The 209-nt window shown below is 66.5% G+C and carries 1 pseudogene; it reads right to left on the bottom strand.

Annotated features, from left to right (window positions below):
• Positions 1-209, bottom strand: a pseudogene (locus tag TW83_RS18335) (acetyl/propionyl-CoA carboxylase subunit alpha); the annotation flags it as partial.

Raw genomic sequence — 209 nt, forward strand, 5'->3', positions numbered from 1 at the left:
GAACTCGACCGTGCCCGCGCTGGTATAGCCGACGGCCTTTGCCAGGGCCACGGCCTGCTGACCCATCGCGGCGCGGGTGGCCTCGTCCAGGAAGGGCGACGGCGCCTCCTCGATGACCTTTTGATTGCGGCGCTGGATCGAGCATTCGCGCTCGTGCAGATAGACTGCGTTGCCGTGCTGATCGGCCAGGACCTGGATCTCGATGTGGC

The sequence above is a fragment of the Paracoccus sp. S4493 genome (genome assembly GCF_000967735.1).
In the GTDB taxonomy this organism is placed as follows: domain Bacteria; phylum Pseudomonadota; class Alphaproteobacteria; order Rhodobacterales; family Rhodobacteraceae; genus Paracoccus; species Paracoccus marcusii.